13 protein-coding genes are annotated in these 21,908 nt (G+C 55.6%); 8 read left to right on the plus strand and 5 right to left on the minus strand.

Annotation, left to right across the window (positions count from 1 at the left end):
* Positions 1–73: 73 nt before the first annotated feature.
* The 5 genes from ACTVJH_RS09640 to ychF all read right to left on the minus strand — a co-directional run bounded on the left by ACTVJH_RS09640 (position 74) and on the right by ychF (position 8,371).
* Entirely contained in the window at positions 74–1,636 is a 1,563-nt protein-coding gene (locus ACTVJH_RS09640; RefSeq protein WP_455989816.1) for an ABC transporter substrate-binding protein, read from the minus strand.
* Between the two features lie 160 nt (positions 1,637–1,796).
* Positions 1,797–2,852 (minus strand): endolytic transglycosylase MltG, encoded by a 1,056-nt coding sequence (mltG, locus tag ACTVJH_RS09645; RefSeq protein ID WP_455989818.1) that lies wholly within the window; start codon positions 2,850–2,852, stop codon positions 1,797–1,799.
* Positions 2,849–3,316 (minus strand): Holliday junction resolvase RuvX, encoded by a 468-nt coding sequence (gene ruvX, locus ACTVJH_RS09650; protein ID WP_455989820.1) that lies wholly within the window; start codon positions 3,314–3,316, stop codon positions 2,849–2,851. Before ruvX ends, mltG begins: the two co-directional genes overlap by 4 nt.
* Before the next feature lie 157 nt (positions 3,317–3,473).
* Positions 3,474–7,028: an FAD-binding and (Fe-S)-binding domain-containing protein gene (locus ACTVJH_RS09655; RefSeq protein ID WP_455989822.1), complete on the minus strand. Its 3,555-nt coding sequence runs from the start codon at positions 7,026–7,028 to the stop codon at positions 3,474–3,476.
* 242 nt (positions 7,029–7,270) lie between these two features.
* Positions 7,271–8,371, minus strand: a complete 1,101-nt coding sequence (gene ychF, locus ACTVJH_RS09660; RefSeq protein ID WP_455989824.1) for a redox-regulated ATPase YchF — start codon at positions 8,369–8,371, stop codon at positions 7,271–7,273.
* Between the two features lie 287 nt (positions 8,372–8,658).
* Here ychF and ispG point away from each other — a divergent pair, with 287 nt between their 5' ends.
* The 8 genes from ispG (at position 8,659) to ACTVJH_RS09700 (ending at position 21,659) form a co-directional block, all read left to right on the plus strand.
* A complete protein-coding gene (gene ispG, locus ACTVJH_RS09665) occupies positions 8,659–9,732 on the plus strand; it encodes a flavodoxin-dependent (E)-4-hydroxy-3-methylbut-2-enyl-diphosphate synthase (RefSeq protein WP_455989826.1) in 1,074 nt (357 codons plus the stop codon).
* Positions 9,733–9,973: 241 nt separating this feature from the next.
* Positions 9,974–11,707 (plus strand): proline--tRNA ligase, encoded by a 1,734-nt coding sequence (locus ACTVJH_RS09670; protein ID WP_455989828.1) that lies wholly within the window; start codon positions 9,974–9,976, stop codon positions 11,705–11,707.
* 27 nt (positions 11,708–11,734) lie between these two features.
* Entirely contained in the window at positions 11,735–13,135 is a 1,401-nt protein-coding gene (xseA, locus tag ACTVJH_RS09675; protein ID WP_455989830.1) for an exodeoxyribonuclease VII large subunit, read from the plus strand.
* A gap of 366 nt (positions 13,136–13,501) precedes the next feature.
* Complete coding sequence (locus tag ACTVJH_RS09680; protein WP_455989832.1) at positions 13,502–14,371, plus strand: M23 family metallopeptidase; 870 nt, start codon at positions 13,502–13,504, stop codon at positions 14,369–14,371.
* Between the two features lie 181 nt (positions 14,372–14,552).
* A complete protein-coding gene (gene xseB, locus ACTVJH_RS09685) occupies positions 14,553–14,798 on the plus strand; it encodes an exodeoxyribonuclease VII small subunit (protein WP_455989834.1) in 246 nt (81 codons plus the stop codon).
* Positions 14,776–15,669 (plus strand): polyprenyl synthetase family protein, encoded by an 894-nt coding sequence (locus ACTVJH_RS09690; protein WP_455989836.1) that lies wholly within the window; start codon positions 14,776–14,778, stop codon positions 15,667–15,669. The genes xseB and ACTVJH_RS09690 overlap by 23 nt, the downstream gene beginning before the upstream one ends.
* Positions 15,670–15,715: 46 nt before the next feature.
* Positions 15,716–17,620 (plus strand): 1-deoxy-D-xylulose-5-phosphate synthase, encoded by a 1,905-nt coding sequence (dxs, locus tag ACTVJH_RS09695; RefSeq protein ID WP_455989838.1) that lies wholly within the window; start codon positions 15,716–15,718, stop codon positions 17,618–17,620.
* Positions 17,621–18,011: 391 nt separating this feature from the next.
* On the plus strand, positions 18,012–21,659 hold the full coding sequence (locus tag ACTVJH_RS09700) for a DUF748 domain-containing protein (RefSeq protein WP_455989840.1): 3,648 nt from the start codon (positions 18,012–18,014) through the stop codon (positions 21,657–21,659).
* Positions 21,660–21,908: the final 249 nt, after the last annotated feature.

The following is a 21,908-nucleotide window of genomic DNA, read 5'->3' on the forward strand; positions in this document are numbered from 1 at the left end:
ATTCATAAATTTCTTTACATAAAAGAGCGGACCCGAAATGCAGTCCGCTCTTTTATAGGTTTTGGATGCGCGGTTACTCGACAACCAGGTCCCCGAAGTAGGGGAAGTTCTGGACGTTGACAATAGGTTCGATTTTCAGTCCCTTTTTGGAGGCCCAGGAGAGATTCTCCCAGTGAAGGGGAATGAAGGCTGCGTCGTCGTAGAGAAGCTGCTCGACTTCCTGGAGCATAGCGCTGCGTTTGGCCATGTCGGTTTCGGTCATGGCCTTGTTGATCAATTCATCGACCTGTTTGTTGCAGTAGTTGCCGCTGTTGTACTGACCGTAACCGGTTTCCTTGTTCGGGCACATAAGCAGGAATTCTGTGTAGTTAGAGGAATCCTCGGTGTCGGGGTGCCAGCCGATCATCTGGATGTCAGCAACCTGGGCGTCGAATTCGTCCCAGTACTGGGCCTTGGGCATGGTCTTCAGGTTCACCTTGATGCCGATCTTGGAGAGCATGGCGGCAGCGGCCTGGGCGATCTGCTCGTCTTTCACGTAGCGGTTGTTCGGAGCGATCATGGAGCAGGTAAATCCATTGGGGTATCCGGCTTCCTTCATGAGTTGTTTGGCCTTGGCCAGATCGTAGCGGGGGGTCAAGTTGGCCTTGTACCCGGCAAAGCCTTTAGGAGCTTGTTGTGCAGCTACGCCAGCTTTTCCCTTCATAATTTTTTCGACGATACCAGCGTTATTGACCGCATAGACCATGGCCTGACGGACCTTCTGGTTCCGGAATTCCGGCCGTCTTTTCTGGTTCATCTGCAAGGTGATGATCCGGCTGCCGGCCATGGCTACCAGCTTGAGATCATTATTACCCTCGATGCGGGCGTAATCCTGCGGAGGAACGGGCATGATGAAGTCGACATCCCCTGACAGCAGGGCGGCCACACGGGTGGCGTCGTTCTTGATGGGGGTGAGGACGATTTCATCCACATTGCCGGCATTGTCCCAGTATCCGGGAAACTTGGTGAAAACTGTCTTTACGCCTTGTTCCCGGTAGGTGACCTGGTATTTTCCGGTTCCGGACTCGTTGCTATTGGCAAAGGAGTATTGGGTTTTGACGATGGTATCCTTGGGCAACCCCTTGTCATCCGTTCCGGTATAGAATGCGCTGTCCATGGGAAAAATATACGTACCCATATTTTCGACGAGCCCGTATGGTTTTTTTGTTTTGATATCTATGGTATAATCATCAATAATTACTGGGGTGTCAAAAGCTTCGAACAATCCCTTGAAGTCCTGACTTTTTTTCAGTCGGGCCAGGGTCCAGGCTACATCCTTGGCGGTGAACGAATTGCCGGAATGAAACGTGACGCCCTTGCGGAGATGAAAGCGTATGGTCAGGTTATCGATACGTTCCCACTTGGTAGCCAAACGAGCTTCAAACCCGCCATCCTTTGTCCAACGGATCAATGGGTCAAAAACCATGTGCGAGTACTGCAGCATACCGGCTGAAAGCTGGACATGGGGGTCCAAGGAGACGGGGTCGGCGTCAAAGGCGACCTTGATGGACTTGCCGGCAAGAGCCGGGCTGGCAGAAAGCATGCCCATGGAAAATACAAGGGCGGCTGCGATCAACAGGATGGACAATCTTTTCACGGATGCTACCTCCAGAAAAAAGTTGAGAAAACAGACTGCGTTAACATCACTCGCTGATCATTGCGTGTTACGATCTGGTGACATACTCGGCAACGCCTTAAAAATCAAACAGGTTTTTGGAAGGGGATCACACGCTGTCCTGATCCCAGCGGGATTATACCTATCTGCCCAGCTGGTATTTTCGGACATAGCGGTTGTGTTCCTTGAGTGTTTTGCTGAACACATGGCTGCCGTCACCCTTGGAGACGAAATAGAGATAGGTATGGGATTCCGGGTTCAGGGCCGCATGTAGGGAGGCGTGGCCCGGCGAACAGATCGGTCCGGGAGGAAGCCCCGGGTGAACGTAGGTATTGTAGGGATTGGATCGGTCACGGAGATGCCTGCGGGTCAGGTTGCCGTCGAAATCCGGTCCAATACCATAGATGATGGTCGGGTCGCATTGCAGTCGCATATTTTTTTTGAGTCGATTCGTATAGACTCCTGCGATCCTGGCTCGCTCGTTATCCTTGGAGGTTTCTTTTTCCACCAATGAGGCCAGGGTGATCATGTTTCGGATATCCTGGTGAGACATGGAAGCGGGAAAAAGATCGCTGGTTCGTTCCCAAAACATGGCAATCAATCGATCGGCGATCTTCCGGTCCTGACGGGTTGGTTCCGTTGTGGATGACGATTGTCCGGAATGTACCTGAGGAAAGAGATAGGTCTCGGGAAAAAGATAGCCCTCGGCGCTGTCCCCGGGGATGTTCCAGTGGGCGAGAAAATCCGGGTCCCTGACGATCCGGGCGAAACCATCACGTGATCCCAGTCCCGAGTCCTGGATGGATTGTGCGGTCTGCCACCAGGTAAGTCCCTCGGGAATGGTCAGTGGGTGGAGAATGTCTCTGCCCCGGCCAAGTTCATCCAGTACTTCCATGGGAGTCCACCCGGTGTTCAGGGTGAATTCACCGGCCCGAATGGAACCGGTTTTACCCATGAAGCGCCCGAGGAGGGAGAATTTTTGCCGGTTGGTGATGACCCCCCTGGATTCGAGCAGGGAGGCGATGGCTGAAAAGCTCAGGCCGGATTCTATCCGAACGATAACCGGCTGTCCCGGATCTGCCGGAGGGGTGTGCAAAAAATGACAGACCTGCGTACAGAGTACGGCCGTGACCAGGATCATGGCTCCAAGGAGAATGAGAACCAGACGATGCACAAGGGAGAGGTGGGAAGAATTCATGGGTTGTCAGGGCGGGCAACGGGTTCATGACTTTCCGGGTGACCCAGAAAGGATTCAAGAATGGCCACGGCCGCCATCTGGTCCAGGACCTTTTTTCGGCGGCTTCCAAAAACTCCGGCTTCATGGAGACGATTCTTTGCCTCAAACGATGTCAAAACCTCGTTCTCCAGATAAATGGGCAGGGACACCCGCCGTGCCAGGCTCTCGGTAAAATTTCTGACCTGTCGGGAGATCAGTTGCTCGTTGCCTTCCATGTCCAGGGGCAGGCCCACGACAACGGCCTGGATGGACTCTTCTTCGATGGTCGCGAGCAGTTCCTCGAAAAAGGCCGTCCGCGAGGTCCTGAACAGGGTCTTCAGGGGAAAGACCAGGGTGCTGTCAGGTCCGGCTACGGCCAGGCCCACTCGTTTGAGTCCGAAGTCGATGGCCAGATAGCGGGGAGAAGAGGGCGTTGATACAGTCATCGTTCGTGGTGTTCAAGATTTTGGATCATATCAGGGATGATGCATGCATGTATTTGCAACAATCAGGATGATCTCCGGTAGATGCGGGCCATGAAATCGCTGAGCCGAAACGTATCCTAAAGGGCAGACACATGTGTCTGCCCGTGCGATTTCAGAATCAGCACCCCACTGTCCTGACACCTTTGGTCACTTTGGCCTGCTGCAGGGCCTTGAGAAAATTCTTTTTCCAATCCGTGCCCCCGTGTTGTTCGGCCAGGTATTCGAGAGTATGCAGAACTTCATTTTCCCGGTTCATTTGGATGAGGGAACGTTTGATGCCGATTTTGCAGGAAGGGCAGCCCACAATGACCGGGCCGTTATCCGGATATCCCTTGAGATCCAGGTTGAGCTGTTCCTGCTTCTTGGCTCGGATTTTGTTGTAGATGGCCGGGGAGGTCATGGCACCCATACCTGATTCTCCGCAGCATCCAGGGCTCAGACGTACCAAGCATCCTGACTGGGATTCCAGGGCCTTGGCATAGATGGAGCCGGCCTTGGCCGGGTCCATGCCGGTCCATTCCGGATGGCAGGCCGCGTGGTAGATGAGTTCGCGTTCTTCCGAAGCAGATGTTGATCCTTCCAGCCGTTCCATGAGGAACTGGACCACATCGAGATGATTGATTTTTGTGTCTGCTCCGGGCTGAAGCCGGTATTCCGCTGTTCCTTCGCGGCAGGTACCGCAGGAGGTCAGAAACGAAGTGCAGGCATACCCCATTTCACCGAGCTGAATCACGGATTGCTGGATGATTTCCTGATTCTCCCGTCCCATTCTCCGGTAGGCCGTATTGTGGCCGGCCGCGAGCAGCGGATACCCGCAGCAGAGATGTTCCGGCGGCAGAGCCACACCGACACCCGCCTTGAGAAGAAGGTAGGTCCCGGCCATGGCAATGGAGGGGTAGAAAAGTCCGGCCCCGCATCCCGGGAAATAAAAGACCGTTTCCAGGATTTCCCGGGAACTCTGCGCGGGCAGAAAAATCGACCCCTTCTTGAGCTCCATCTGTTTCAGGAGATTGCTGAAATCGAGATCAGGACCCCTGCCTGAAAACATGGGGTTGGCCATGCGCTGCTTCCAGGTTGCGGGAATCCGGTCAACCACCCTGTTTTGAACAGCCTGCCCGATGCTGGCTGCATGGGCGGCTATGGGGAGCGTCTTTCGGGGGTTCTTGCTCAGGAAATTGAGAACCTGAGCCTTGAAGGGATGGCCTCCCGCACCCTTTTCATCCAGATAGGCACGCATGTGCAGGGTTACGTCGCTGGTATGGATCTTTACCGGACAGACAGCCGTACATCTGCCGCAGGCCGTGCAATGGTCCATGATCTCCCTGAGTTGATCCAAAAGTTTCTTGTCCGGTTCTCCGGTGTGCAGCTGGGAATAATAGATGGCCTCGATCAATGCGCCCAGGGCGATGTTTTTGTTCCTGGGATGGAAAAGCAATCCTTTTTCGGGCTGGAACATGGGGCAGACCTGCTTGCATTTGCCGCATCGGGTACAGGTCTGGATATTGGCCAGCAGATTGATCAGCCGATCCTTGCCCGGAATGGCCGTCTTGTTGATATCCTTGATCAGCCGGTTGAAGGAAAAGGTGTAGGGCAAAACCACCAATTCGCGCTGGGTCAGCTTGCCGGGATTGAAGACATTGTTCGGGTCGACCTTGCGCTTGTATCCTTTAAGGGCAACGATTTTTTCTTCCTGCAAAAAGGGGATCTTGGTGATCCCGATACCGTGCTCACCCGAGACCACTCCGCCGAGTTCAAGGACCTTGCGGGTCACCTTGACCACAGCCTCTTCGGCCAGTTCGAGCATTTCCGGATCATTGGAGTTGACCGGCAGATTCACATGGCAGTTGCCGTCCCCGGCATGCATGTGATTGGCCACGATGATCCGGGTTCCGCTCATGTTCTCGAAGATCCTGTCCAGTTTGTCCTGGATCTGGGCATATTTGTTTTTCAGGTGCTGGAAAAAGTAGAAGACCTGAAGTTCGAGCTCCTGTTCGGAAATATCCGCAGTGGTGGTCTTTTCCTTGAGGATGTCCGTGGTCACCCCGAGTTCCATCTGGATGAAGCCATCGTCCACCTCGACCCCGTCGAGTCCGGTGACCTGCTGCAATGCCTTGCGGTAGGCCCTGGCCAGATAGTGCAGATTGATGCCCTCGATATAGTCGGAAAATTCCGGAATGACAGCCAGGGGCAAGACCACGTCTTCGTTGATCTTGAATCCGCTGGTCCGTTTGGAGATGGCGCTCAATTGATGGCGGTCGTGCCAGAACCGTTCGGCCTCTCTTTCATCCCTGGCGACAAAGATGTCCACGTTGTCAAAGGGATCGGTGATATCCACGATTTCCTGCATGGCCTTGTCAAGGGCAGGCTCGTCGTCGGAATCGAGCTGGATGATGAGCACCGATATGGGCGCCCCCTCGAATCTGGAGGATTTTTTCTGGTACTCGATGGCCTGGACGTATTTGGTCCCGAATTCCTCCATGGCCGAAATCTTGACCTTGTCCCCCTCCTTTCTGATGGTATCTCGCAAACCAACCACGCTCTGGATGACCAGCGAGGCATTGCGCATGGAGGAACCGAAAAATTCCAGACACAGGACCCGGAAATGGTCCTGCTGGGGATGGAGGGTGAAACAGGCCTCGGTGATGATCCCGTCGACCCCTTCCTTTTGGATGCCGGGAAGACCGCCCAGATATTTGTTGGTCACGTCCTTGCCCAGACCTGCGGCCCGGATTTTTTCCCCGTGCAGGGAGATGGTTTCCTTGATCTCTCCGCGTTCGTTGAGGATTTCGAACACCGCTGTTTCATGGGGAAAGATCTTGTGCCCGGGGTGGTCCTTGCGCCTGACTTCGATGCATTCCCCCGACGGGGTGACCATGGTGTAGCTGGCCACGTTGTCGATGGTCGTGCCGTACTCAAAGGCAAAGGGGCCGCCCGCATTTTCCGAGACATTGCCTCCCAGGGAAGAGGCCGCCTTGGAGGCCGGGTCCACGGTAAAGAGCATTCCGTGTCTGGCCGCTTCCTGGCCCGCATTCAGGGTCAGAACGCCTGTCTGGGCGCAGAGTCGCTTGGTTTCTGCGTCCACGGAAAGGATCTTGTTGAACCGGGTCATGCTCAGAACAACGGTCCGCCATTTGGCCGGCACGGCACCACCTGTCAGACCGGAACCGCCTCCCCGGGGCACGATGGCGAACCCCAGTTCATTGGCCAGTCGGACAATTTTCTGGATCTGCTCCGTGGTCTCGGGAAACACGACCATGGCCGGGAGTTCCATGCGTAAATCAGTGGCATCGGTGGAGCATTCCACCAGGGTGTGCGGGGAGGTCGAAATCTGATCCTTTGGCAGGATGGCAGCCATTCGTTTGAGCAATTTGGCCGTGAATCTGCGATCCTGGTCAAACCGGTCCCAATACCCTTGCAAACAGGAGGAGAGATCGTGGAAATATTCCGGAGACAGGGCTCCCTTTTCCCGCCTGAGCCGTTCCATGACACTGGTATGGACATTCTCTGCCGGGATAAAGGGATTGTACCGGATCATGAAGAGCTCTTCTGCCAGGGAGAGGGCCAATTCCTGAAGATACTCCGGCCAGGTCTGGAATTCCTCGATGGGAATTCCAAGAACACGTTTGACCAGTCGTTCAGGAGCCAAAGATATGTGGGGTCCGCGTTGGGGCATTATTTTTTGGGGGTTTTAGATGTTAAGTTTGAGGTGGCAGGAGGTTTGCGTTCTGCATTCGGTGATAGGGACGCGGTGTTGGAACGCAAAGACAAAGATGAGTGCGTATCCAGTGGGTATTTGGGTGAAGACGTGCCCATCTGCGAGGCGCAAGGGGTTTTGAAACCGGAGTGTACCTCCGTACATGAGGATTTCAAAACCTCGCAGCAACGAAGCAGATGGGTGCGGATTCGCCCAAATACTTATACGTTGAACAGGAAATGAACAACATCCCCATCCTTGACGACGTATTCCTTGCCTTCCACCCGGAGCACGCCTTTGGCCCGGCAGGCGGTTTCGGAGCCGTTGGCGATGTAATCCTTGTAGGCGATGATCTCTGCCCGGATGAATCCGCGTTCAAAATCCGTGTGAATGACACCGGCTGCCTGGGGGGCCTTCCAGCCTGTCCGGATGGTCCATGCCTTGACTTCCTTGGGGCCTGCCGTGAAATAACTGATCAACCCCAGGGTGGCGTAGCCGGTGTGGATGACCTGTTCCAGGCCGCTTTCCGTGACCCCGTAGGAGTCCAGGAATTCGGTGCGTTCGTCATCGTCCAGACCGGCGAGTTCCTCTTCCATCCTGGCTGAAACCTTGATGCACGAGCAGCCGCGGGTTGCGGCCAGCTCCCGGACACGCAGAACATGGTCATTGTCCTGGGCGATGGTGTCTTCGTCAACGTTCATGGCATAGATGATCGGTTTGGCCGAGATGAGACCCAATTCCTTGAAATGGCTGTGTAAGGTTTCATCGTCCTTGTTGGGAAAGGCCGATGCCGGGGCGCCGGTGGTCAGGTGCTCTTCGAGTTTTTTGCACATGGTCAGAACGGGAGCGAGTTTCTTGTCCCCCTTGACCTGTTTTTCCAGCCGCGAAATGCGGTTTTCCACGGTCTGCAGGTCGGACATGATCAATTCGGTCTCGATGATCTCGATATCCCGGATGGGATCGATGGAGCCGTCTACATGAACGATGTCGTCGTTTTCAAAGCAACGTACAACGTGGAGGATGGCCTGGGTTTCTCTGATATTGGCCAGAAATTTGTTTCCCAGCCCCTCTCCCTTGCTCGCCCCGGCCACCAGCCCGGCGATGTCGATAAAATCCACGGTTGCATGGACGATTTTTTCCGGATCGACCAGTGAGGCCAGGGCCTGGAGGCGATCGTCCGGAACCGGGACCACGGCCTTGTTGGGCTCGATGGTACAAAAAGGATAGTTGGCGCTTTCCGCGTTCTGGGCCCTGGTCAGGGCGTTGAAGATGGTCGATTTGCCCACGTTGGGAAGACCGACGATTCCTATGCTCAATGCCATGGATGCATGCTCCTTATGGGGGACAGTCCGTATTTGAATGATGAATAACGCCCGGGATACTGCATGATATACGAAGGGGGGATGGATTCAAAACGGGTGTGAATTTTCGCAATAACCGAAACATATCTTTTTGAGGCACAACCCAAGGGGTCGTCAAGGGAAAATCCATGATCCCAAGAAACACCCTTAGGGCGTGGTCTGTACACGGGAAGGCAAATCAATTAGCAGAATCTGGTTCGGGCAGTGCAGTCACAGCCCTTCAATTATCAGATGCCAAGGATATAACCATGCATATTTCACGAAAGCCGACCAGAACCCTGTCAGTGGGCGGGGTGGGCATTGGCGGGGACAACCCTATCCGTATCCAGAGCATGACCAATACGGACACCCGGGATGTTCAGGCCACCCTGGCGCAGATTCGGGCCCTGACCGAGGCCGGATGCGAGATTGTCCGTCTGGCCGTGCTTGACGAAGATGCGGCCTCCTGTATCCGGACACTCAAGGATCAAACCGATGTTCCCCTTATCGCGGATATTCATTTCGACCATCGTCTGGCCATTCTCTCCATGGAGGCGGGGGTGGACGGGCTGCGCATCAATCCCGGAAACATCGGGGGAAGAGATCATGTGGATATGGTCGTGGATGCGGCCAGGGTTCACGGTGTGCCCATCAGAATCGGGGTCAACAGCGGGTCCGTGGAAAAGGAGCTTGTGGCACGATATGGAGGTCCCACGCCCGAGGCCATGGTTGAATCGGCCATGAACCATGTCCGCTTGCTCGAGGAGCGTGATTTCGATCAGATCAAGATATCCCTTAAATCGTCTTCGGTTCTTTCGACCATCGATGCCTACAGGCTGATGAGCGAAAAGGTGGATTATCCCCTGCATATCGGGGTGACCGAGGCGGGCACACCCCTTCGCGGCGCCGTGAAATCCGGGGTGGGGTTGGGGATACTTCTTGCCCAGGGGATCGGGGACACACTGCGCGTTTCCCTGACCGGTGATCCTGTGGAGGAAATGCTCGTTGCCTGGGAGATTCTGCGTTCCCTGGGACTCCGACAGCGCGGTCCGGAAATCGTTTCCTGCCCCACCTGTGGAAGAACCGAGGTGGATCTGATCGGTCTGGCAACCGCAGTGGAAAAACGGCTCATGCATGTAAAGGACATCTTCACCGTGGCGGTCATGGGATGCGTGGTCAACGGTCCGGGCGAGGCCAAAGAGGCGGATATCGGCATTGCAGGCGGCCGCGATTGCGGGATCATCTTTCGAAAAGGGAAGGTCATTCGCAAGGTCAAAGGCGAGAGCAACCTGATTCCGGAGTTTTTGCAGGAACTGGAGACATTTCTGAAGGAACGCCAGTAACCCCTGGATGCAGCTGCGCCCCAGGGGAAGTCTCCATGCCTTTTTATCCGACATGCCGAGCAGGAAGAAACGAGTTTCACTCCATTCAATTCAATCTCTCAACTCTCTCAAATTTATCATTTTTTTTTAAATCTCTTAAATTTCTTAAATCTCATAAATCTCATAAATCTCATAAATCTCATAAATTTCTTAAATTTCTTAAATTTCCCAAATTTCTCAATTTCCCTCAAGGAGCTCAATCATGCATTTCAGCCAATACTATGTCCCCACCCTGAAGGAAGATCCGGCCGAGGCCGAGGTCATCAGCCACAAACTGCTCTTGCGGGCCGGGATGATCCGCAAACTGACCTCGGGGATGTACACCTATCTGCCTTTGGGACTGCGGGCCGTGAACAAGGTGGCCACGATCGTTCGCGAGGAGATGGACCGGGCCGGGGCCCTGGAGATCCTCATGCCCATGGTTCAGCCCGCTGATCTCTGGCAGGAAACCGGGCGGTGGGATTTTTACGGCAAGGAGCTTCTGCGTTTCAAGGATCGTCACGGCCGGGATTATTGCCTGGGACCCACCCATGAAGAGGTGGTCACTGATCTGATCCGGGGCGAGGTGCGGTCCTACAAACAGCTGCCTTTGAATCTCTACCAGGTCCAGACCAAGTTCAGGGACGAGATCCGGCCCCGGTTCGGGCTGATGCGGGGCCGGGAGTTCATTATGAAGGACGGCTACTCCTTTGATGTGGACGAAGAGGGGGCCAACGAGAGTTACAAGAAGATGTATGATGCCTATATGGCGATTTTTTCGCGCATCGGCCTTGAGTTCCGCCCGGTCGAAGCGGATACCGGGTCCATCGGGGGAAGCTATTCCCATGAATTCATGGTCCTGGCCGAGACCGGGGAAGATACCATTGCCGTGTGCACGGGATGTGATTTTGCCGCCAATCTGGAAAAAGCCGAGGTCACCTGTGCCGATGGCACCTGTTCGGCCTGCCTGGAAGAGATGGTCGAGGTGGCCACCCCGGGCAGGCATACGGTTGATGAAGTGGCTGCCTTCCTGGATGTCGAGCCTCAAACTATCCTCAAGACCCTGCTCTACGATATCGACGGGGAAGGCGTTGCCGTGCTCGTGCGCGGGGATCGGGAGGTCAATGACTGCAAACTCAAGACCCTGGTCGGCGGCGAGGTCTGCGAGCTGGCGTCCCCCGAGCAGGTCAGACAGTGGACCGGAGCCCCTGTCGGGTTTGCCGGACCTGTCAATCTGAAGGTGAAAAAGATCTATGCGGATTTCGAAGTTGAGGCGGCCACGGATTGGGTTGCCGGGGCGAACAAGGGGGATACCCATGTCATGCATCTGGACATTACCCGGGATGTCAAGCTGACCGGATATGCCGATCTTCGACAGATAACGGATACGGATGTCTGTCCCCGGTGCGGAGCGCCCATCTCACTGCCCAGGGGGATCGAGGTCGGCCATGTCTTCAAATTGGGGATCAAGTACAGTCAGGCCATGGATGCGTGTTATCTTGATGAAAATGGCAAGGAAAAGCCCATGATCATGGGCTGTTATGGTATCGGCGTCAGCCGGGTGGTTGCTGCGGCCATCGAGCAGAACAATGACGAAAACGGGATGATGTTTCCGCCGTCCATTGCTCCCTTTGAGGTTTCTCTTCTTGCCCTGACCGGGGCCAAGGATGAGGAACTCCGGGAAAAGGCGGTCCAGCTGCATGATACCCTCGAGGCCATGGGCGTCGAGGTTCTTCTTGACGACCGCAAAGAGCGGCCCGGGGTCAAGTTCAAGGACGCCGATCTCATGGGTGCGCCCATGCAGCTTGTCCTGGGCAAGAAGGGCCTTACAAACGGGGTTATCGAGGCCAAGAACCGCAAAACCGGGGAAAAGATCGAACTCGCTTTGGAGGGTTTTCAGGAAGGTTTCGCGGCATGGCGCAAGGACGTATATGCCTGCTGGGGACTTGGGGCATAAAAACCGTTCATGCCTTCAGGAAGATCAATGACCCGGATTTTTACTGTTTCCGAGATCACCGAGGCTGTTTCCCATACGCTTCAGGCAGAGTTTCCCTTTGTCTGGGTCCGTGGACAGGTGACCAATATGTCCTGTCCCAGGTCCGGACATATCTATTTCTCCATCAAGGACCACAGCGCCAGCCTGGCGGTTGTCTGGTTCAAATCCAATCAGCAATGCATGCAGGGATCGTCAGAGGGCGACCGGATCGACCCGCTGACTGGCGAAGTCACCTCGGGCCGGGGATTTGTGCTCGAGGAGGGCATGGAGATTCTGGTGGCCGGCCGGATGAACGTCTATGCGCCCAGAGGCAGCTATCAGCTCATAGCTGAATTGGTTCAGGAGCAGGGGGTTGGCGATCTCTACCTCGCCTTCGAGGCCATGAAGAACAAGCTGGCCGGGCAGGGATATTTCGATCCCGGCCGCAAGCGTCTGCTTCCTCGTCATCCCCGCCGGGTCGCCGTGGTCACCTCGCCCCAGGGCGCAGCCATCCGGGATTTTTTAAAGATTGCCCACTTTCGGGGGCTCGGCGGACAGATCCGCATCTATCCCTCCCTGGTCCAGGGCGACAAGGCCCCGCAATCCATCATTGGGGCCATGGATCAGGCCGTAGCTGACGATTGGGCCGAAATCCTCGTCCTCATCCGGGGCGGGGGGTCCATTGAAGATCTCTGGGCCTTCAATACCGAGCCCGTGGCCCGGGCTATTTTTACCTGCCCCCTTCCCGTGCTCAGCGGGGTCGGTCATGAAGTGGACACGACCATTGCCGACCTGGTGGCCGATGTTCGCGCGGCAACACCCACCCATGCCGCCCAGATGCTCTATCCCGAACGGGAATCCATGATCCAGACTCTTGATGAGAGCATATCCCGGCTCTTAAGAGCTGTGAAAGCGCTTGAAACGCAGTGCGAGTCCCGGCTTGCTCAATTGGAACAAGGTCTTGACTGGCTCAGCCCCCAGCAGCGGATCGATCGGCTCATGGAACGGCTGACCCATGCGACCCGCTCTCTGGGACATGCGGGCGTCCAATGGGTCGACAGGCAAAGCGCTTTGCTGGACCGGGAAGGTGCGCGCCTGCGGACTGTTCTTGGTCCAGGATACTGGCGGATGCAGGAAAACCTGATCATGACCTGGGGGGAACGACTCGTCGACCGGGCACAGGGTTTTGTGGATCGCAGGATTACTCAAACAGAGGTCCGGCAGACCAGGTTGGACGCTCTTGATCCCCATGCCCCGCTCGAGCGGGGGTACAGCCTGGTCCGGAAATCCGATGGGAGCTTTTTGCGCGATGGGGGGGAAGTATCCCCTGAAGAGCTCCTCGAGATCCTGCCTGCCCGCGGCAGGGTTGTTGCGCGGGTTATCGCCCAGGGAGATGAAGGTGAGAAGTGAGCAACGCACTTGCTCTGTCTGGCCTATCGAATCATAGGCAATGCCAGGGCTGATTTGTTCTCATGGCCGGCCTGCCCCGCTTAAGACGGTTTGAAACTCTCTCGCCGGCCTCGTACCATCAAGCCGTTGCTCAATAAAAACAAGCCGTACGGGCAAGATGTCAGGTAACGGCTTGATGAACGATGCCTGGCTCGATCAGACAGTCAAACCGCCCTAAGCGGGGCAAGCCGGCCATCATATTTCAGGTACTTGCTTGAGAACACATTTGCCCTGCCGGCAATGCTCACTTGCTTGATGTTTGGCCAAAATTGGCCCACATTGTCTGCCGGGGATGAGTATGTTTCAGGAAATCACGAGGATGGTTCCATGGGATTTCGGATGATGGTTGTTTGTGCTGTATTGTTTGTTGCTACGTCTGCAGCTGTTTGTGCGGATGCGGCCCGGGATGTCCGGCTGACAGCTCCTTCTTCGGTGTCCAGAGGCGAGGGATTTGTCTGTCGGTTCAATCCGGTTGCAGGGGGTTCTGCGTATCAACTCGAGTGGTTGGACAAGACCCTGGATATTGCCGTGAGTACGGGTGACGAGGTGGTCGAAATACTGCTCGGTGTCGGTCTGAATCACAAACCCGGATCACAACTCCTGCGTCTGACCTATATGCTGAATGGTGAACAGCAAACCGTTCAGCAGGCCGTGGACGTGAAAGACAAGGTGTATCCCGTCCAGAGGCTGACTCTTCCCAAACAGATGGTCAATCTTTCCGAGCAGAATCTTTCGAGATATTACAAGGAAAAGGAAGTTGTTACCGAGGTGCTCAGCCATCGGAGCCAGGGGAGATTCTGGTCGCTTCCGCTGGCTCGTCCCGTGCCGGGAGAGGTTTCCTCGGCCTTTGGGCTTCAGCGGGTCATCAACGATCAACCCCGGGCGCCCCACAGGGGCGTGGATTTTCGCGGCGGCATGGGTGTGCCTGTCAAGGTATGTGCCGACGGGATCGTGGATCTTGTTGGTGATCATTATTTTTCCGGCCGTTCAGTGTATGTGGATCATGGCCAGGGTGTCATGAGCATGTATTTTCACCTCTCCGAGATAGCTGTGCGCGAAGGCCAGGTGGTCCGCAAGGGGGATGTTCTCGGCAAGATGGGCAAATCCGGTCGGGCCACGGGTCCGCATCTCCATTTCGGCCTCTATCTGCTTGAAGAACCCGTGGACCCCATGCCCTTGTTCGGATCAAGAAAGTGAGAGGACGGTTTGAGGTTTTAGGTTTAAGTTTGAGGTTTTAGGTGGTTAGGTGTTAGGAGGGCTGCGTTTGATGTGCGAACTTTTCATGGGCAGTCTTGTGGGGAGTGACGTTTCTTGGACCACGCCTCTTTGTTCACCAGGTATCATTTTCTTGCCACACCATCGCAATCAGGATTGAACAATGGACAACGACCAGTTATCGTTTGAAAAGAAACTCAAGACGTTACAGGAAATCGTCGCCCAGCTTGAAACAGGGGAACCCGCTTTGGAAAAGGGGGTCGAGCTTTTCAAGCAGGGGGTCACCCTGGCCAGGGAGTGTCGCAGGGAACTGGAACAGGCCAAAAAAGAGGTCCATGTTCTGGCCGAGGGCATGTGGAAGGATTTTGAGAACCAGGAAGAAGGCCATGGAAATGAATCCTGCGATTAAAGACGAACTTGCCAGGCGTGGTGGTCAGGTGGAGTCGTTTCTTGCAACCTGTCTGAACGATCCGAACGTTCCTTCCCATCTTGCCGAGGCCATGAAATACAGCCTGCTTGCGGGCGGTAAAAGGCTCAGGCCGGTTCTTTGTCTGACCTGCGCCTCTCTTGCCGGCGAAGCGATGGACAACGTCCTTCCCTTTGCCGCAGGGATCGAGTGCATCCACACCTATTCTCTGATTCATGACGATCTTCCGCCCATGGATGACGACGACCTGCGAAGGGGCAAGCCTTCCAATCACAAGCAGTTTGGTGAGGCATTGGCCATTCTTGCCGGAGATGGTCTGCAGTGCGAGGCCTTTACCCTGATGCTCACGAGCCGGGTGGCTGCGGATCGACTGGTGGCTGCCATGCAGGTCATGTCCCATGCGGCCGGAAGCCGGGGCATGGTTGGCGGACAGGTTCTGGACATGGAGTATACGGGTCGATCCGACCTGGATATCACGAGTCTTCAGGCCATGCACGCCATGAAAACCGGTGCCCTGATCCAGGCGTCCTGTGAATGCGGGATTATTATTGCCGGAGGATCGTCCCTTCAGGTGGAACAGGTTCGTCGTTTTGGCGAGCATCTCGGTCTTGCCTTCCAGGTTGTGGATGATGTCCTGGATGTGGTCGGCAATGAGGATGACCTGGGAAAACCCGTGGGCAGCGATCAGGATGCGGATAAAAATACCTATCCCCGCATCCTGGGGCTGGATGCAAGCATGGATCTCGCCCGTGTCCAGGTCGAACAGGCCTGTGAGGCTCTGGACATGTTTCATGGTCCGGACAGGGATTTTCTTGTCGGCCTGGCAGAGTACGTTGTGGCCAGGGTATGTTGAAACCTTTGTTAACCATCAAGCGAGAACGATTACAGGCATACAGATCATGAAAGAATCGACACACCTTTTGCCCGACGGCCTTGCCTCTCTCCAATCTCCCCGGGACATTCAGGAACTCGGATTTGAAGAACTCTCTTTCCTGGCAGCTGAGCTTCGTCAGGTCATCATTCAGGCAGTTTCCGTCACCGGCGGTCACCTCGCACCGTCACTCGGGGTTGTCGAACTCACCCTGGCACTGCTCAAATCCTTCAATGCCGGGCGGGACCGGCTTATCTGGGACGTGGGGCATCAGGCCTATGCCTACAAGCTGTTGACCGGCCGGCGGGATCGTTTCCATACCCTGCGCCAGCTCGGAGGGATCAGCGGATTCCCCAGACGTGATGAAAGTCCGTATGATTATTTCGGGGTCGGTCATTCGTCCACTTCCATCTCCGCCGGGCTGGGCATGGCCGTTGCCAGGGATCTGGAACGACTGCGTCATCATGTGGTCTCGATCATCGGCGACGGATCCATGACAGCAGGGATGGCCTATGAAGGGCTCAACCAGGCCGGGGGGTTGGAGAAAAATTTTATTGTTGTCTTAAACGACAACGAGATGTCCATCTCCAAGAATGTGGGAGCGCTTTCCTCCTTCTTGAGTAAGCGGTTCGCCTCCAGGTGGGTCATGCGACTGAAGAAGGAAACAGAAGCCTGGATCAACCAGATCCCCAGGATCGGAACCGAACTTGTGGGGTATCTCAAGCGGGGCGAAGATTCTTTCAAGGGATTCTTTACCCCGGGCATGCTGTTCGAGGCCTTTGATTTTACCTATGTGGGCCCCATTGACGGCCACGACATCCGTGAACTGGTTTCGGTGTTTGAACGGGTCAAGCGGCTTGAAGGTCCCATTCTGGTCCATGTGTTAACCAAAAAGGGCAAGGGGTATGAACCGGCGGAAAAAAACCCCACCTATTTTCACGGGGTAGGGTGTTTCGAGCCGGAAACCGGGGAAGCCAGGAAGTTTCCGGCCTGCTCCCTGCCGTCGTATACGGAGATTTTTGGTGCGACCTTGTGCGATCTGGCCGAAAAGGATGATAAGATCGTGGCCATTACAGCGGCCATGCCCGAGGGAACCGGGTTGTCCTGTTTCGCCAAGAAGTTTCCGGACAGATTTTTTGATGTGGGTATCTGTGAACAGCATGCGGTCACCTTTGCCGCCGGTCTGGCCGCCCAGGGATTCAAGCCGGTTGTGGCTATCTACTCCACATTTTTGCAGCGGGCCTACGATCAGGTCGTACACGATGTCTGCCTGCAGAATCTGAATGTAACCCTGTGCCTGGACCGGGGCGGCCTGGTCGGCGAAGATGGCGCCACCCATCACGGGGTTTTCGACTTCGCCTTTCTCCGGCATATTCCCAATATTTCAGTCATGGCCCCCAAGGACGAGGCTGAGCTTGCAACGCTCATGCAAACGGCCATTACCCATCCAGGACCCGTTGCCCTGCGGTATCCGCGGGGTGTAGGTGTCGGAGCGAAGCCGGACAAACATGCCCCCGTGATCCCCCTGGGCCGGGGAGAACTGATCAAGGACGGTTTGGATTGCTGTGTCATTGCTGTGGGCAGCAGGGTTCATCCGGCCTTGGAGGCTATCCGGGAAATCGAGCAGGAAAAAGAGTGTTCCCTGGCTTTGTACAACCTCCGTTTTGTCAAACCCCTGCCTGAAAGGGATCTTCTTGATCTGGCCACGCGGTTTCGTTCTTTTGTTCTGGTGGAGGAAGGCTCTCTTGCCGGAGGGATGAGTTCTGCGGTGCTTGAATACTGGACCGATAAGGGAGTCCTCTGCGGACAGAAGATCAAACGGCTCGGGATTCCGGATGGCTTTGTGGAGCATGGAGCGCAAAAGGAATTGAGAAGGATCGTGGGGATCGGCAAGCAGGGCATTAAAAACGCCTGTCTGGAGATGTTCGGGTAGACGGGAGAAAGGGAGACGGGAAAAAAGTGCGCAGTGCGCAGGGCGCAGTACGCAGGACGGGAGACAGGAGAAGGGAGAAGGGAGACGGGAGAAGGGAGACGGGAGACGGGAGAAGGGAGACGGGAGACGGGAGAAGGGAGACGGGAGACGGGAGAAGGGAGACGGGAGACGGGAGAAGGGAGACGGGAGAAGGGAGGCGGAAGACGGGAGGCAGGACTCGACATTAGCTTGCGAGGGTGGCAGATCTTGTGCAAAGATGACGGGGTAAGTGCGCAGTGCGCAGCGCACAGGGCGCAGGAAAAACTCAAGGAAGTGACACGTTTTTTTCAGGATTCGGCAGCAGTTTCTGTTCGCTGTCCTCTGTTTTCCGTAATCTTTTTCGGAGGAGACCATGGGCCTGATATTCGATACATGGAAGGGCTTGCATTGGATGATGAAAACCCTTGCCATCCTGATTATTCTGTTTCTGGCATATGTCGTTTTCGGGTTTTTTGCCGTACCGCCCATCGCCGAATCGGTTCTGTCCAATACATTGGGCCAGGCCCTGTCCCGGCGGGTGGTTGTCGAGGAAGTCACGTTCAACCCTTTGACCCTGCGGGCCCGGGTTCAAGGGGTTGCTGTTTATGGGACCGACAACAGCACGGTCGATCTCTCTCTGGGAGTTCTTGATGTCGATGTACAGGCGGCCTCTGTGGTTCGTGGTGCTCTTGTTCTGAAACGGATCCTCATTGGTGCTCCCGAGGTGTTCGTCCATGTTCAGGACCCCTCCGGCCGGACAAATCTGACAGATATGTTTGCCCGTAGCGGGGAAAAAAAATCTGAACCCGTTGAAGAGGCCGAAGAGAGCGGCCTTTTTCCGGTAATCATCGAGGACTTCGCCTGCGTGAACGGGAGTCTGCGTGTCCAGGATGACCCTCGGTCCGTGAGTCATGTGGTCGATAAGATCGAGCTGATTATTCCCCGTTTTTCGACGCATGAAAAGGATCTGGATGCAAAGATCCTCCCCCATCTGGCCTTTCGCCTCAATGGGACTTCTTTTGAGATTCAAGGGTCCTCGGTTCCCTTTTCCTCGCCCAGACGTACGGAATTCGATTTGCATGGAATCGGGCTCGATCTGACCGATTTCTGGAGTTATGTGCCCATAGGTCCGAATCTTACCCTGATTTCAGGCCGGGCGACCACCAATGCCTCCCTGGTGGTCGAGGAGTCCAATACGGGTGATCTGCCCCTGAGTCTGTTTCTCGCCGGAAAGTTCACACTTGATGATGCCGAGCTGACCCATAGTCAGGACGGTCGAATTCTGGCCTGCAAGCAGCTTGTTGCCGAGCTGGAACGGTTCAGGCTTCTGGGGCTGGAAACCGCATTTTCCCGCGTCCATCTCCAGGATCCGCTTGTTGTCCTTACCCGGGAAGAAGGAAACGGGATCAATTGGAATCGATATATTCAGGAGATAACCGGCAAGAGCACGGAAGATTCCGGTAATCCAGAAGCCCCCCCGGCCCCTTCGACGTCCCAACCGGCCATGCGGATCTCGGCTGCATCGATCACCCTGGACAATGGCCGGGTCGAGTTTGAGGACACGGTCGTGGAGCAGGGATTTGAAACATCCATCTCCCCCCTGCATGTTGCCATCACGGATTTTGACACCCAGGAAGGGGCCGTTTCCAGGGTTCGGGCAGATACCACGACAAGTAACGGGGAGACCCTGGCTCTTGAAACCGATGTGGTTCTGTCTCCGTTTTCCTGTAACGGGACCTGCACCCTGACCAACGCGACCATCCCAACCTACGCCCCGTATTATGCCCCCTTTCTTCCTCTTGATCTGACCCAGGGGATGATCGATCTGGCCTCCGGATTCGAGGTTGCAGTCGGCAATGCGACGGATCTGCGTTTCACTGATCTGCAGGTTCAAGTCGATGGGGTCAAACTACGCAAACCCGGATTACAAGAGTCATCCCTGGGATTTGAGACATTCTCCCTTGCAGGTGGCGACATCGATGTGAGCGGCCATCGCATTGCCGTTGCCAACGCCACCTTGACGAATCCCGCTGTTGCGCTCGAGCGTGACAGGCAGGGGAACATCGATCTGGTTTCCCTGTTTGCCGGCGACAGCACGAACCAAAACAAAGATTCCGCAAGCTCGAACAGTACGGGAAATTCTTCCCCCTGGATGGTCCAGGTGGATCATGTCCGTTGTGCCGATGGTCAATTTGTGTTCACGGATCGCACGGTCATGCCGGTTGCCGTGAACAGGATCACGGATCTGGATCTGGATCTGGCCAATGTGGGAACAGATTTGGGCAGCCCCGTTGATTTCAATCTAGGTGCGCTGGTCAATGGGCGCGGGAAGGTGAATCTCCAGGGGAACGTGATCCCTGAAACAATGCTTGCCAAAGGTCAGCTCAAAATCGCCGATCTCGGGCTGTCTCCTGTCACTTCCTATCTCCCCGAAGCCGTGAAGATCGATGTTGCCGGCGGCATATTGAATATTGCCGGGAACTGGGAATTGACGACAAAAAACGAGGTGGGGGGTGTTTTTCAGGGAGATGTGCGCATGGTTGATTTCCTGCTCCGGGAGTCCGGGAACCAGCGTCCCCTGGCGGATTTCGATTCGCTGGAGCTAACGGGGATCGACATGGGCCTTGCATCCCGGATGCTGCAGATGGACCGTATCGTCCTCTCCCATCCCCGTCTCGTCCTGGCCAAGGATGAACAGGGCGTCCTCAATCTGGCCCGTGCGCTGAGTGCGGAATCCGGCAACGAGCAGGGTGATCCCGGATCTCCGGCAGCAAAGCCTTCCGCTTCGGCCGAGTCCGCCGAGGCTTCGCCGGCAACCACGCAGTCCCATCCGTATTTTTTCAAGGACATTGCTATCGACGGCGTCCGGATCGTCCAGGGCAAGATCGGATTCCATGATCACTCCCTATCCCCGGATTTCACGGCTGATCTGACAAAGATAAACCTCGACCTGCGCCATGTATCTCTGGATCCTTCCAAGAGCGCAGCACTCGATCTGAACGCTACCTTGAACGACCATGCACCCATTTCCCTGGCCGGGAAGGTGAGCCCCCTGCGTCGTCCGGTATCGTCGAATCTGGTCTTCAATCTCGCTCACATGGATATGACCGGCCTGACACCCTACACGATCAAATCGCTGGCCTATCCGGTTGTGCAGGGCAAGCTGAACTGGAACGGAAAATTCATTACGGAAGACCATGTCCTCGATGCCACGAACACCTTTTTTGTCCAGCAATTCCAACTCGGAGAAAAGGTGGACTCGCCCGACGCCGTGAGCGTGCCCATCAAACTCGGTCTGGCCCTGCTGCAGGACGGTAACGGCGATCTGACCCTGGACGTACCGATACGTGGACGGCTGGACGATCCCCAGTTTCGTCTCGGCGGGGTGATTTTCAAGGCGATCATCGGAATTTTTTCCAAGATAGCCACAGCCCCCTTTGCCCTGATCGGATCCATGTTCGGAGGCGGAGAGGACTTGAGTCATCTCGATTTTGCGCCTGGTCACTTCCGGCTCGATCCTGCAGGGGAGAACAAATTGGACACCGTGGTAACGGCCCTGACCAAGCGACCGAAGCTTCGAGTGTTCGTCTCCGGTCTGGCTGATCCGGCAGCGGACAGATCGACACTTGAGAATCAGGCCTTCCTGCGCAGGCTCAAGGTACAGAAGTACAACGATGACAAGGATGCATTCGAGAACGTGGATGAAGTGACTATTGCGGAAGGAGAGTACGAAGAATGGTTGTTCGAGGCCTACAAAGAGACACCGGGTGATAAGCCGCGCAGATTCAACATGGTTGTCAAACCGAGTCTGGAAGAGATGGAACAGGCGGTTCGTCAGCAAGTGAGCGTGCAGGAAGACGATTTGCTGGAACTGGCCAACCAGCGCGCCCGGGGCGTTCAGCAATATCTTCTGGAAACGGGTCAAATCGCGGCGAATCGTGTCTTTGTCACCTCTCCGAAACTGATTGAGCAGGCTGATGATCAATCCGGCATGCGCGTTGAATTGTCCCTGAACCAATAAGCAGGATCAATTCCCCCATGCCCCAGGTCCCTCGAGATAGGTGTCTTTGTGAAAGACGATGCTCGCGGGATGATCCGGGGTCCGACCAAAGAATCGTGTCAGGTTCCGGACCGTGCGGGCGCATTCCTGGTTGCGGGTCGATCATTTTCCGGGAGAGACCGCCATCGATGCCCTGGCAGCAGATTGTCTGCCAAGAATCTGTCGTGAAGAGGATTTCACGATTTGACGCCATCAGAAGGTGCGGGTAGA

This window comes from Desulfoplanes sp. PS50 (assembly GCF_053851535.1).